This is a genomic window from Sphingobacteriaceae bacterium GW460-11-11-14-LB5 (genome assembly GCA_002151545.1).
Lineage (GTDB): Bacteria > Bacteroidota > Bacteroidia > Sphingobacteriales > Sphingobacteriaceae > Pedobacter.
The window spans coordinates 3,972,566-3,985,904 of sequence record CP021237.1; the positions used below are offsets into that span (position 1 = coordinate 3,972,566).

General features: G+C 38.7%; 13 protein-coding genes. 12 read left to right on the top strand and 1 reads right to left on the bottom strand.

Going from position 1 to position 13,339, the window contains the following annotated elements; all coding sequences use genetic code 11:
- Window positions 1-24: 24 nt before the first annotated feature.
- Window positions 25-975 carry a hypothetical protein gene (locus CA265_15780; GenBank protein ID ARS41034.1) on the bottom strand — a complete coding sequence of 317 codons (951 nt, stop codon included), beginning with the start codon at window positions 973-975 and terminating at the stop codon, window positions 25-27.
- 605 nt (window positions 976-1,580) lie between these two features.
- On the opposite strand from CA265_15780, the gene CA265_15785 reads away from it, so the two are divergent.
- The 12 genes from CA265_15785 (at window position 1,581) to CA265_15840 (ending at window position 13,320) form a co-directional block, all read left to right on the top strand.
- The gene (locus CA265_15785) at window positions 1,581-2,471 is read left to right on the top strand and encodes a branched-chain-amino-acid transaminase (GenBank protein ID ARS41035.1); all 891 of its coding nucleotides are present in this window, start codon (window positions 1,581-1,583) and stop codon (window positions 2,469-2,471) included.
- A gap of 100 nt (window positions 2,472-2,571) precedes the next feature.
- Window positions 2,572-3,150 (top strand): SAM-dependent methyltransferase, encoded by a 579-nt coding sequence (locus CA265_15790; protein ARS43017.1) that lies wholly within the window; start codon window positions 2,572-2,574, stop codon window positions 3,148-3,150.
- Between the two features lie 246 nt (window positions 3,151-3,396).
- Entirely contained in the window at window positions 3,397-5,079 is a 1,683-nt protein-coding gene (locus CA265_15795) for a dihydroxy-acid dehydratase (protein ID ARS41036.1), read from the top strand.
- 48 nt (window positions 5,080-5,127) lie between these two features.
- Complete coding sequence (locus CA265_15800; protein ID ARS41037.1) at window positions 5,128-5,718, top strand: DNA-binding protein; 591 nt, start codon at window positions 5,128-5,130, stop codon at window positions 5,716-5,718.
- A gap of 21 nt (window positions 5,719-5,739) precedes the next feature.
- Entirely contained in the window at window positions 5,740-7,491 is a 1,752-nt protein-coding gene (locus CA265_15805) for an acetolactate synthase, large subunit, biosynthetic type (protein ARS41038.1), read from the top strand.
- Between the two features lie 47 nt (window positions 7,492-7,538).
- On the top strand, window positions 7,539-8,177 hold the full coding sequence (locus tag CA265_15810; GenBank protein ID ARS41039.1) for an acetolactate synthase small subunit: 639 nt from the start codon (window positions 7,539-7,541) through the stop codon (window positions 8,175-8,177).
- A gap of 97 nt (window positions 8,178-8,274) precedes the next feature.
- Window positions 8,275-8,664, top strand: coding sequence for a glyoxalase/bleomycin resistance/extradiol dioxygenase family protein (locus tag CA265_15815; protein ID ARS41040.1), 390 nt, complete (start codon window positions 8,275-8,277; stop codon window positions 8,662-8,664).
- Between the two features lie 18 nt (window positions 8,665-8,682).
- On the top strand, window positions 8,683-9,147 hold the full coding sequence (locus CA265_15820; GenBank protein ID ARS41041.1) for a hypothetical protein: 465 nt from the start codon (window positions 8,683-8,685) through the stop codon (window positions 9,145-9,147).
- A gap of 126 nt (window positions 9,148-9,273) precedes the next feature.
- On the top strand, window positions 9,274-10,755 hold the full coding sequence (locus CA265_15825; GenBank protein ARS41042.1) for a ketol-acid reductoisomerase: 1,482 nt from the start codon (window positions 9,274-9,276) through the stop codon (window positions 10,753-10,755).
- Window positions 10,756-10,862: 107 nt separating this feature from the next.
- Window positions 10,863-12,275, top strand: a complete 1,413-nt coding sequence (locus CA265_15830; protein ID ARS41043.1) for a 3-isopropylmalate dehydratase large subunit — start codon at window positions 10,863-10,865, stop codon at window positions 12,273-12,275.
- A 32-nt stretch (window positions 12,276-12,307) separates the two neighbouring features.
- The gene (locus tag CA265_15835; protein ID ARS41044.1) at window positions 12,308-12,652 is read left to right on the top strand and encodes an antibiotic biosynthesis monooxygenase; all 345 of its coding nucleotides are present in this window, start codon (window positions 12,308-12,310) and stop codon (window positions 12,650-12,652) included.
- Between the two features lie 80 nt (window positions 12,653-12,732).
- Window positions 12,733-13,320: a 3-isopropylmalate dehydratase small subunit gene (locus tag CA265_15840; GenBank protein ID ARS41045.1), complete on the top strand. Its 588-nt coding sequence runs from the start codon at window positions 12,733-12,735 to the stop codon at window positions 13,318-13,320.
- Window positions 13,321-13,339 lie beyond the last annotated feature (19 nt).

Consider the following 13,339-nt stretch of genomic DNA (forward strand, 5'->3'; position numbering starts at 1 on the left):
CTGGGAGGCTTTTTGTTTATCTGCCTACTTAACAAACCCACAAACAGCAGCAGTAAACTCCTTATTCTTTTCATAATAAAGCATATGCGAACCATCTATCTGTACTACTGCCTGGTTCGGAAACCTGTAATTTTTATAATAATCCGGGCCAACCGCATGGTCGTCCTTACCCGTTATAATTAAGGTAGCGGTTTTAATCTCGCTGGTCAGTAAAGCATAATTTTTAAAATACTCGGGATATTTCTGAATTCTTGTATGATCCATTAATGGCATAAAAAGTGTCATTCCAAAATCTGATGTCCGCTTATATGAACTTTCAATGCTATCCATTTTAACAATGGTATTTACATCGTTGGCAATATATTTATATCCGAGATGTGCTGCACTCAATTTCTTTCTGACCAAAGCCGCTTGATCCATTAATTTTTTAAAATCAGTTTCACGAATAGTGGTATCTTTTTTCAATAATTTATAACCAAAAGCTATTTGCTCCTGCAGCTGCCACGGATTCATAAAATGGGCTATTGTATTCGCCATGATCATACCAGATAAATGTTCAGGATATTTAAGCGCGTAATTAATGGCCAGGATACCACCAAAAGAATGACTAAGCAGGTACACTTTTTCTACTCCCAATTTTAACCGCAGTTCTTCAACATCCTGAACAAGCCGGTCTAAACTATAATTCTTTGCATTTTGCGAGTGACCAGATCCTCTTTGATCGAGATAAACCATCGTTAAACATTTTTCGAGCTTGGCGCCACCCATTTTTTCAAAGGAAAGAAAATCCTGACCAGGGCCTCCATGCAAATAGATACAAACCGGCCCCTTGCCCGATACCTTAACAGATAACTTCACCGTATCAGAAGTTAAAATGGTTTGATTACCCCCCTTAAGATTGGGTGTCGAATCGGTCGAAGAACAACTAACGAATAATCCGATTAAAAGAACCGAAAAGATATAAATTATTTTCATCGCGATAGTTTATGCGATTAAATTACGTAACTATTTTCAATAAGTAGTAAATGGGTATAACGGTAACTGCGTGCCCATATAAAAGCTTGAATTTTTCCTTACATTTCTACGCCCAAATATTGTCTGAATTTTCAATTTTCAGCGCACTTTTGGTCATTTTAGGCAGAAAAATAGAAAATTTATAATGCAAGCATAACAAACAGACCGTATACCGTTTTGATATTTAGTCTAAGGCTATCGGCATTAAATAACTAATACAACCCTGATTAAGAATAATATTTCGATTATGACTAAATTACAAGAATAATATACTGATTTAACTTTTTTCTGATTTCTCTTGCATATTAATGAACCAAAAACTAAATTGGTTTTTATAAACAATAAGATAATAATGACCACTCAGCATAACATCTTTTCTACATATACTACTGCAAAAGCAGCTGGCAATGTAGTGCTGTTACCTGTCATTTTACTTAACCTCCTACTCCTAAACATTTTATGGGGTAACAAGCGGACGCAGTTTAAATAGATTTTAAAAAACTAAATATACCTAAAGCGTCCCGATACAAACGGGACGCTTTTTTTAAATAACAAAACACAGTATTATGAAATACTATAATTCTAATACGATTATTTACCTTGATGGACAGTTTGAAAAGGCTGTAAATAGCAGTACTGACCTTTACGGACAGTCGCTACACTACGGTTATGCTGCTTTCGAGGGTATTAGAGCCTATAAAACGCACAACGGCAACCGTATTTTCAAAGCTGCCGCACATTTCGACCGCTTAGAGCGTTCTTGCCAGCTGGCAAACATTCCTTTCCCATGGGATAAACAAGAATTAATTGCTGCAACCTATAAATTACTTCAGTTGAATAAACTGAAAGATGCTTATATCCGCCCTTTGGTATTTTGCCACCCGAACATGAAATTAAACGAACCGAGTGGAGTTTCGATCTTAATCTGTGCCTGGGAATGGGATGCATATTCAGGCAACAAATTATTAAAATTAACCGTTTCCGATTACGAAAGACCAAACCCAAAATCAATTCCAATGGAAGCGAAATTGAGTGGAAACTATGTTAATTCTATTTTAGCTACTACAGCCGCAAATATTAAAGGTTACGATGAAGCTTTGCTTTTAGATATGCATGGCTTTGTTGCTGAAGCATCCGGAGCCAATATCTTCCTCGAAAAAGACGGAAAATTATTTACACCATCTTTAGGAAACATTTTACCAGGTATTACCCGTGCAACAGTAAAAGAGCTTTGCACTGTTTTGGATATAGAGTGTATTGAAAAGAAACTAACCATAGAAGATCTTAAAAATGCCGACAGCGCTTTCTTATGCGGAACAGCAACAGAGATAGCTGGCATTGCCTCAATTGATGATATTGTTTATCGTCCAATATGGAGAGAATCTATCGGTTATACCATACAACGTGCCTATAAAAACCTGGTATTGGAAAAGGTAAATTATGAAGTGATTATTTAAAATTGGTTGACAGATTATAGTTAAATGGTTGATAGCCAATTCGGCCATAAACCATGAGTCAAAAAACCATCAACCAAAAATAAAAAGATCCAAAAAGCAGATGACTGAAGAAATTAATCAACACTTCCCGAAGGCCTACCAGCAAATTAATGGTGCAACAAAAGCATCAGGATTTGACATGGCATCTGATGTGTTGACCTGCTCTTTACTCAGAACACTTGCAGCCACTAAACCTTCAGGTAAATTTCTGGAGCTTGGAACCGGAACAGGTTTATCTACTTCGTGGATTTTAGATGGTTTAGATCAAGATAGTACACTTACCTCGATTGATAACGATGCTAAATTTTTAGCCATTGCCAAAACATTTCTTGGCAGTGACGATCGTTTAACATTGGTTGATACCGATGGTGCGGAGTGGATCGAAAAGAATAAAGACAAAAAGTTCGATTATATTTTTGCTGATACCTGGCATGGAAAATATTTGCTTTTAGATGAGGCGATATCCATGCTTAACACCGGTGGACTTTATATCATTGATGATATGCTGCCTCAATCCAATTGGCCTGATGGTCATCAGGATAAGGCAATTAAATTGATTAAAGATTTAGAATCCCGTGATGACCTGCAATTAACCAAGCAGGTTTGGGCAACAGGAATTGTAATCGGCGTAAAAAAATAAATAAGATTAAAATAGTTCTTTGCTTTTTTTAAATAGTTAGTATGTTTGTGATTCATCAAAGACATGAATATAAACACAAACATTATTAGCAACCTAATTATTGTCATTTCTCAAAAGAGAGGTGGAAATCGTTGCGTATAATATAAAAAATATACCAAATCGAAACCGCCTCCCAAAAAGAGGCGGTTTTTTTTTGCCTCGAAAAGAAATAATTGAAATACAACAGCATACATACACTTTTAAACAATGAGCGAATTAAACAAGTACAGTAAAACATTTACACAAGACCCAACACAACCGGCAGCGCAAGCTATGCTTTACGGAATCGGATTAACTGATGCTGATATGGCTAAAGCACAGGTCGGTATTGCAAGTATGGGTTACGATGGTAACACCTGCAATATGCACCTTAACGATCTTGCAAAAGATGTAAAAAAAGGGGTCTGGAAGAATGATTTAGTGGGCTTGGTTTTTAACACCATTGGAGTGAGTGATGGAATGAGCAACGGTACAGATGGTATGCGTTACTCGCTGGTAAGCCGCGATGTAATCGCCGATAGTATCGAAACCATTTGCGGTGGCCAATATTATGATGGCATTATCTCTATCCCTGGCTGTGATAAAAATATGCCTGGTGCCATTATGGCGATGGCACGCTTAGATCGTCCTTCAATTATGGTTTATGGTGGTACAATTGCTCCCGGACATTACAAAGGAGAAGAATTGAACATCGTTTCAGCTTTCGAGGCTTTGGGGCAGAAAATATGTGGCAACCTTTCTGAGGAAGATTATCAGGGCATCATAAAACATACTTGCCCTGGTGCAGGTGCTTGTGGAGGCATGTATACGGCAAACACCATGGCATCAGCAATTGAGGCTTTAGGTATGAGTTTGCCTTATTCGTCTTCAAATCCAGCAATCAGCGAGGAGAAAAAACAAGAATGTTTAGATGCGGGTAAATACATTAAAATTTTATTAGAGAAAGATATCAAACCATCTGATATCATGACGAGAAAAGCATTCGAAAATGCCATTCGTTCTATTATCATTTTAGGTGGCAGTACCAATGCAGTACTACATTTTATTGCAATGGGTAAAGCCATCGGCATCGAAATCACCCAGGATGATTTCCAGCGCATGAGCGATGTAACACCAGTACTTGCCGACTTTAAACCTAGCGGAAAATACTTAATGCAGGATTTGCATCAATATGGTGGTATCCCGGCAGTATTGAAATATTTATTAAACGAGGGTTTGTTGCATGGCGATTGCCTGACCGTAACCGGAAAAACTGTAGCTGAGAATTTGGCTGATGTAAAATCGATTATGGATTATGATCAAAAAATCATTCAGAAGCTAAGTGAGCCAATTAAGGCAACAGGTCACTTGCAGATTCTTTATGGAAACCTGGCAGAAAAAGGCTCAGTAGCAAAAATCAGTGGAAAAGAAGGTGAAAAATTCGAAGGTCCTGCACGTGTATTTGATGGTGAGCACGATTTAATCGCGGGAATTTCAAGCGGACGTGTTCAGCCTGGTGATGTAATTGTAATTAAAAATTCTGGTCCGGTAGGTGCACCAGGTATGCCGGAAATGTTAAAACCAACCTCAGCCATTATTGGTGCAGGTTTAGGTAAATCGGTGGCTTTAATTACTGATGGACGTTTCTCAGGTGGTACGCACGGTTTTGTGGTTGGACACATCACCCCTGAATCTTACAAAGGTGGTTTAATTGGCCTAGTAGAAGATGAAGACCGGATTTTGATTGATGCGGTAAACAACATCATCAACCTGCAAGTAAGTGATGAAGTGATTGCCGAGCGTAGAAAAAACTATGTGCAACCAGCATTAAAAGTAACAAAAGGTGTTTTATATAAATATGCTAAAACAGTTTCAGACGCAGCGAGTGGCTGTGTAACTGACGAATATTAAAATCAAAAAATCATCCCCCAGATTAATTGATTACTAAGAAAATAGATTATGCAAATAATTAAAAGTATTCAGAATAGGATTTATGAAATCCGGGGAGAAAGGGTAATGCTCGATTTTGATCTGGCATCACTTTATGAAGTGGAGACAAGAGTATTAAATCAGGCTGTAAAACGTAATATCAAACGTTTTCCGGAAGATTTCATGTTTCAGTTGACTTCTGCAGAATTTGAAAATATAAAATTTCAAATAGAAGCGATTAACCAGGGTGCATCATCACAAATTGTGATAAAGGATCACCCCAACTTGAAATCACAAATTGTGATTTCAAGTTGGGGTGGCACCAGAAAGTTACCTTATGCCTTTACCGAGCAAGGGGTAGCCATGTTAAGCGGTGTTGTAAATAGCGACAAAGCCATTAACATGAACATTGCCATTATGAGGGCTTTTGTTGATGTTCGTAAAATTTTGCTGAAACAAAGCAACCTTAACGAACAATTAACAGAAATTAAAGAACGGATTGGTGAACATGATGTTCAGCTAAACGAACTTTATGAGGCAATGGAAAACTTAATTGATGAAAAAATTGCACAAATAAAGTGGAAAGACAGACAAAGAATTGGGTTTAAAATTAAAGAATAGTAGAACCGCAAAAACATAACTATGGAAACTGCACAAGATACAATACAACAAAACGAGGCGAAAGCAGAAACCTCAAAAACCTTATTCAAAGGAACAGGCTCGCAGGTTTTGTTGAATGGATTAATTGAAGAAGGTGTAACCACCATTTTCGGTTATCCGGGAGGAGCAATCATGCCTATTTATGATGCTCTTTATGATTATGCCGATAAATTAGAACACATACTGGTTCGCCATGAGCAAGGTGGTATCCATGCTGCTCAGGGTTTTGCACGTGCAAGCGGCGAAGTGGGTGTTGTTTTCGCCACCAGCGGACCAGGTGCAACCAACCTGGTTACAGGTTTAGCAGATGCACAGATAGACAGTACGCCATTAGTTTGTATCACCGGACAGGTTTTCGCCCACTTATTGGGAACAGATGCCTTTCAGGAAACCGATGTGATTAACATTACCACTCCGGTTACCAAATGGAACTATCAGGTTACTGATGCTAAAGAAATCCAGGAGGTATTGGCTAAAGCTTTTTACATCGCTAAAAGCGGCAGACCAGGCCCGGTTTTAATCGACATAACCAAAAACGCACAATTACAGCTGGAGGAATTTCCTGAGTATGTAAAATGCAACCACATTCGCAGTTATCGCCCGAAACCAAAAGTTAGGATTGAATATATCGAGCAGGCAGCCGAATTAATCAACTCAGCTAAAAAACCATTCGTATTATTCGGTCAAGGGGTTATTTTAGGTAGTGCTGAAGAAGAATTTAAAGCTTTTATTAATAAAACCGGAATTCCTGCCGCATGGACCATTATGGGCGAAGGTGCTATTCCAACTTCGCATCCATTAAATGTAGGTATGTTGGGTATGCATGGTAATTACGGACCAAATGTGTTAACCAACGAAGCCGATGTAATTATTGCCATCGGTATGCGTTTTGATGACCGTGTAACCGGCCGTTTAGATAAATATGCCAAACAAGCTAGAGTAGTGCATTTGGATATCGATCCTGCGGAGATTGATAAAAATGTTAAAGCCGAAGTTGGTGTTTGGGGCGATTGTAAAGAAACCTTACCCCTGTTAACCAATTTAGTTAACGAAAATAAACACGAAGATTGGTTGGCTAAGTTCAGACAGTACAATCAGGAGGAAATTGATCAGGTCATTACTCCAGAACTTTACCCAACAGGTGATGAAATGACCATGGGCGAAGTATTGCGCAACATTAACGAAATTTGTGGTGGCGATGCCGTAATTGTTACTGACGTTGGTCAGCACCAGATGGTAGCCTGCCGTTATGCTAAATTTAACAATACCCGTAGCAACATCACATCAGGTGGTTTAGGCACAATGGGCTTTGGTTTACCAGCTGCAATTGGTGCTAAATATGGTGCACCTGACAAAACCGTTATCGCCATTATCGGTGATGGTGGTTTCCAGATGACGCCTCAGGAATTGGGTACCATTATGCAATTTGGTGCGGCAGTAAAAATCCTGATTTTGAACAACCGCTTTTTAGGTATGGTTCGCCAATGGCAACAGTTATTTCATGATAAACGCTATTCTTTTGTTAATATCACCAGTCCTGATTTTGTCGCTTTAGCAAAATCGTATTACATCGAAGCCAGCAAAGTTGATGAACGTGCAAACTTAAGACAGGCATTAGAAACCATGATCAACCATGAAGGTTCTTACTTATTAGAAGTAATGGTTGGTAGAGAAAACAACGTTTTCCCAATGGTTCCACAAGGAATGAGTGTAAGTGAAATCAGGCTGAAATAAGGTAGAAGGTTCAAAGGCCTAAGGTTTAAGGTAAAAAAGAAATTATCATGAGTACTGAAAATACAATAGAACATAAAATAGATAAAGCCGATTTAGACGGAAAGCAGGAATACACCATTACGGTTTATGCCGAAAACCGCATCGGTTTATTAAACAGGATTGCAATCATTTTCTCCAAAAGGAAAATCAACATCGAAAGCTTAAATACTTCTCCATCAGAAATTGATGGGATACACCGTTTCAATATCGTCATCCACGAAGGTTACGAAGTGGTGAGAAAGCTAGCCCGCCAGATTGAAAAACAGATTGAGGTATTGAAAGTTTATTTCAACACCAACGAAGAAATTATCTGGCAGGAACTGGCACTTTACAAAGTTTCTACTGATGAAATTGCAGAAAAAGTAACGGTAGAGCGTTTATTAAGACAGTACGGTGCCAGTGCGGTAGTGATCCGTAAAGATTATACTGTTTTTGCGGTAACGGGGCACAGGGAAGAAACGGATGCTTTGGTAAAAGCTTTGGAACCTTACGAACTGATTGAATTTGTGAGATCTGCCAGAGTAGCCATTATTAAAGACAGCGCAGGATTCCACGAAAAACTGAAAGAATTTGAAGCTTTCGAACCAGGTGAAGAATTGGTAGAAAACGAGTTTTTAGAAAAAGGACAGAAGATTTTCACTATGTAAGGTAGAAGGTTGAGGGTGTAAGGTTGAAGGCAAAGCAAAACGTTTAAGGATCTTTGCAAAAAATCTTTGCATGCTTTGCGGTTAAAAATCAAAGAATATGAAATGCAATAAAGCCATACCGATTTTAAGAATGTTCGATTACGATAAAGCAGTTGAATTTTACGTAAACTGGTTGGGCTTTAAAATAGACTGGGAACATACTTTTGAAGAAAACACTCCGGTTTATATGCAGATTTCGTTAAATGGTATTGAATTACATTTGAGCGAGCATCATGGAGACAGTTCTCCTGGTGCACATGTTTATGTTGACTGTGTAGGTTTAAAGGAATTCCATAAAGAAATAACAGCAAAGAATTACAAATACAACAGACCAGGTTTAGAAAAAACTTTTTACGGAACCTGGGCCGTAACCGTAAACGACCCGTTCTTTAACAAGATTACCTTTAACGAAGAATTAACCGAAGCTGAAAAACAAAACGATAATTAGATAGATACAGCATATAATATGATGAACCAGGTATTTGATTTTATAATCAACTCGCGCAAGGCATTTATTCAGCTAATAGATGGTTTAACAATCGAAGAATTGAATAAAATTCCTGATGGTTATAACAACAACATCATCTGGAATTTCGGGCACATTGTAGTGAGTACACAAACGCTTTGCTACGTGCGCACGGGTGTACTACAAGATGCTGCTTCGGTAAAATTTAACGAGTATTATAAAAAGGATACCAAGCCATCTTATACGGTAACTGAAGAAGAAGTAGCAGAATTGAAAGCCATCGCATTAGCGAGCATTGAAAAAATAAAAGAAGATTATGCAAATGGAAAATTTTCGAACATCACTCCTTTCACAACCGCTACCTATGGTGTACAAATGAATAGCATAGAAGAAATTCTGATCACAACTATTGGCCATGATAACGTACATTATGGTTACGCATGGGCGTTAAAGAAAGTATTGTAAGGGATGGAAGATGTGAGATGGAAAATGGATAAAAAAATCTGTGTAATCAAACCATCTGTGCAATCAACCCGAATGAAAAAACAAAATATAATTGATAATTAAATAGAAATTAACCAATAAAAAACAATGGCAAATTATTTTAACACATTACCTCTTAGAGAAAAATTAAACCAATTAGGTGTTTGCGACTTCATGGACAGTTCCGAATTTTTAGACGGCGTTAACGCACTAAAAGGCAAAAAACTGGTAATTGTAGGTTGTGGCGCTCAAGGCTTAAACCAAGGTTTAAATTTAAGAGATAGTGGTTTAGATGTAAGCTACACTTTACGTAAGGAAGCAATTGAAGGCAAACGCGATTCTTGGAAAAATGCAACTGAAAACAATTTTACAGTTGGCACTTACGAAGAACTGATTCCGAATGCAGATGTAGTAATTAACCTTACTCCTGATAAACAACACACTGCTGTTGTAAATGCAATTATGCCTTTAATGAAAGAAGGTGCTACTTTATTATATTCTCACGGTTTCAATATCGTAGAAGAAGGTATGCAGATCCGTAAAGATTTAACCGTGATTATGGTTGCGCCTAAATGCCCGGGTAGCGAGGTTAGAGCAGAATATGTTCGTGGTTTTGGTGTTCCTACCTTAATTGCAGTTCACCCTGAAAACGATCCTCAAGGTAAAGGATTGGCACAGGCAAAAGCATATTGCGCTGGTACAGGTGGTCACAGAGCTGGTGTGTTAAAATCATCTTTCGTAGCTGAAGTGAAATCTGATTTAATGGGCGAGCAAACCATCCTGTGTGGTTTGTTACAAACAGGTTCAATCCTATCATTCGATAAAATGGTAGAAAAAGGAATCGACGCCGGTTATGCTTCTAAATTGGTACAATATGGCGTTGAAGTAATTACAGAAGCCTTAAAACAAGGTGGTATTACTGCGATGATGGACAGATTAAGCAACGTGGCTAAAATCAAAGCTTTCGAAATTTCAGAAGAATTGAAAGACATTATGCGTCCGTTATTCCAAAAACACCAGGATGACATTATGAGTGGCGAATTTAGCCGTACCATGATGGAAGACTGGGCAAATGGCGATAAAAATTTATTAAAATGGAGAGCTGAAACTGGCGAAACCGCTTTCGAAAAAACACCAGCAGGTGATGTTAAAATCGGTGAGCAAGAATATTTTGATAACTACACTTTAATGGTTGCTTTCGTTCGTGCCGGTGTTGAATTGGCTTTCGAAACCATGGTACAGGCAGGTATTAAACCAGAGTCGGCTTACTACGAATCGTTACACGAAACACCACTTATTGCCAACACCATTGCACGTAAAAAATTATTCGAAATGAACCGCGTAATTTCTGATACTGCTGAATATGGTTGCTATTTATTCGATCAGGCTTGTAAACCACTTTTAGGTGATTTCATGAAAAAAGTAGATACTGATTTAGTGGGTAAAAATTTCAACGAAGGTAAAGATGGCGCAGTGGACAACAGAAAATTAATTGATATCAACGAGGCGATCCGTTCACACGAAGTAGAACAAATCGGAGCTACTTTGCGTAAAGCAATGACCGCGATGAAAGCGATTAAAACAGCATAACCTCACCCCTAAATCCCCTCTCCTAAAAGAGAGGGGACTTTGGACAGGTCTTATAAAAATAATAATTACAAACTTAAATTCCCCCTTTAGGGGGCTAGGGGGTTAAAATGTCAAAAACATTAGTAGAAAAAATTTGGGATGCTCACGTTGTAAAAAGTGAAGAAGGATTTCCTGATATTTTATACATTGATACACACTTAATACACGAGGTAACCTCTCCGCAGGCATTTGATGGCTTACGCAAAAGAGGCTTACCTGTTTTTCGTCCGAAGCAGACTGTAGCAACTGCCGATCATAATGTACCTACATTAAATCAATTGTTGCCGATTAAAGAGGAGCTTTCGCGCTATCAGGTTGATATGTTAACGAAAAACTGCGCAGAATTTGGAGTAGAGCTTTATGGTTTAGGACATCCTTTTCAAGGCATTGTGCATGTTATCGGTCCTGAATTGGGCATTACTTTACCTGGTAAAACAATGGTTTGCGGCGATAGCCATACCTCCACACATGGTGCTTTTGGTGCCATTGCATTTGGTATCGGTACTTCGCAGGTGGAGCAGGTTTTCGCAACGCAATGTTTATTGCAGTCGAAACCTAAAACCATGAAAATCGAGGTAAACGGCGAACTTGGAAAAGGTGTTGGGGCAAAAGATATTATCCTATACATTATTGCCAAAATTTCTGCCGCTGGCGGTACAGGTTATTTTATCGAATATGCAGGTTCGGCAATCGAGGCTTTAAGTATGGAAGCCCGTATGACGATCTGTAACATGAGTATCGAAATGGGTGCACGTGGTGGATTAATTGCACCAGACCAAACCACTTTCGATTACATTAAAGGAAGAGAATTTGCGCCTGCAGGCGAAGAGTGGGATAAAGCTTTAGCTTATTGGAAAACATTATACAGCGATGCTGATGCGAAATTCGATAGCGTTTTAACCTTCGATGCTGCAGATATTGCTCCAATGATTACCTATGGTACCAACCCTGGAATGGGAATGGGCATTCAGGAACATATTCCGGCAACTGGTGCACAACCAGAAAAAGAAAAACTTTCGTACCAGAAAGCATTGGATTATATGGGCTTTGATGACGATTCATCTTTGATCGGAAAACCGGTTGATTATGTGTTTATTGGAAGCTGTACCAACTCTCGCATTGAAGATTTACGAGAAGTTGCCGATTTTGTTAAAGATAAACGCAAAGCAGATAATGTGACCGTTTGGATTGTTCCGGGATCGAAACAGGTAGAACAACAGGCTAAAAACGAAGGTTTGGATAAAATTTTCGAGGCCGCTGGTTTCCAGTTACGCGAGCCGGGTTGCAGTGCCTGTTTAGGAATGAATGAAGATAAAATTCCTGCAGGTAAATATTGTGTATCTACATCGAACAGAAACTTTGAAGGCAGACAAGGACAAAATGCACGTACCTTATTGGCCAGTCCACTTACCGCAGCCGCAGCAGCCGTAACAGGAAAAATTACAGACGTAAGGGATTTGTTGGATAAAGTAGAAGGTTAACCCCTAAATCCCCTAAAGGGGACTTTAGCAAGATGAATAATAATATTACCAGCACTCAATTTAAAGCCCCCTTAAGGGGGTTGGGGGTTCTAGAAGTTGCCATATTAAATGTAAAAGCTGGATTATCAGCTGATTTTGAGCAAGCTTTTAACGAAGCGCAAAAAATCATTTCTTCGATGGAAGGTTACATTTCGCATCAGCTTCAAAAATGTATAGAGGTAGAAAATAAATATATCCTGCTGGTAAACTGGAAAACACTGGAGGCACATACCGAAGGTTTCCGAGGATCAGCAGAATACCAGGATTGGAAAAAGTTATTACATCACTTTTATGATCCTTTTCCAACAGTTGAACACTTTACACGAGTAGAAGACTGAGGGTTATTATAAATATTAAATCAATGAAATCGCCCCTCAATCGGTGAAATCATTTAAATCTGTGTAATCATCATTAAAAAATGAAAAAATTCACAAAATTAACATCGGCAGTAGTGCCTTTAAACATAGAGAACATCGATACCGACCAGATTATCCCTGCGCGGTTTCTAAAAGCGACTACCCGCGAAGGTTTTGGCGAAAATTTGTTCCGCGATTGGCGTTATGAGAACGATAACCAGCCTAAAGCTGATTTCGTGATGAATAATCCTACCTACAGCGGTCAGGTTTTAGTAGCCGGAAAAAACTTTGGTTGTGGCAGTAGTCGCGAGCATGCTGCATGGGCTATTCAAGATGCTGGTTTTGATGCCGTAATCAGCAGTTTCTTTGCAGACATCTTTAAAGGAAATGCTTTGAACAATGGCTTATTACCCATCCAGGTAAGTGATGAGTTCCTGGCGCAGATTTTCAAGGCGGTTGACAACAATCCAAAATCGGCCTTAGAGGTTGATTTAGAAAATCAAACCGTTACGATAGTGGAAACTGGTGCTCAGGAATCATTTGAGATCAATCCTTACAAAAAATCGTGTTTGATCAATGGTTATGATGATATCGATTTCATCTTAAACCAAAAACAATTAATTGAAGAATTTGAAGAAGGTAGAAGGTAAAAGCCTGAAGGCCTGAAAA

Coding starts and splice junctions, on each gene's coding strand:
- CA265_15780 (ARS41034.1), bottom strand. CDS start 975: ATGAAAATAATTTATATCTTTTCGGTTCTTTTAATCGGATTATTCGTT.
- CA265_15785 (ARS41035.1), top strand. CDS start 1,581: ATGAAATACTATAATTCTAATACGATTATTTACCTTGATGGACAGTTT.
- CA265_15790 (ARS43017.1), top strand. CDS start 2,572: ATGACTGAAGAAATTAATCAACACTTCCCGAAGGCCTACCAGCAAATT.
- CA265_15795 (ARS41036.1), top strand. CDS start 3,397: ATGAGCGAATTAAACAAGTACAGTAAAACATTTACACAAGACCCAACA.
- CA265_15800 (ARS41037.1), top strand. CDS start 5,128: ATGCAAATAATTAAAAGTATTCAGAATAGGATTTATGAAATCCGGGGA.
- CA265_15805 (ARS41038.1), top strand. CDS start 5,740: ATGGAAACTGCACAAGATACAATACAACAAAACGAGGCGAAAGCAGAA.
- CA265_15810 (ARS41039.1), top strand. CDS start 7,539: ATGAGTACTGAAAATACAATAGAACATAAAATAGATAAAGCCGATTTA.
- CA265_15815 (ARS41040.1), top strand. CDS start 8,275: ATGAAATGCAATAAAGCCATACCGATTTTAAGAATGTTCGATTACGAT.
- CA265_15820 (ARS41041.1), top strand. CDS start 8,683: ATGATGAACCAGGTATTTGATTTTATAATCAACTCGCGCAAGGCATTT.
- CA265_15825 (ARS41042.1), top strand. CDS start 9,274: ATGGCAAATTATTTTAACACATTACCTCTTAGAGAAAAATTAAACCAA.
- CA265_15830 (ARS41043.1), top strand. CDS start 10,863: ATGTCAAAAACATTAGTAGAAAAAATTTGGGATGCTCACGTTGTAAAA.
- CA265_15835 (ARS41044.1), top strand. CDS start 12,308: ATGAATAATAATATTACCAGCACTCAATTTAAAGCCCCCTTAAGGGGG.
- CA265_15840 (ARS41045.1), top strand. CDS start 12,733: ATGAAAAAATTCACAAAATTAACATCGGCAGTAGTGCCTTTAAACATA.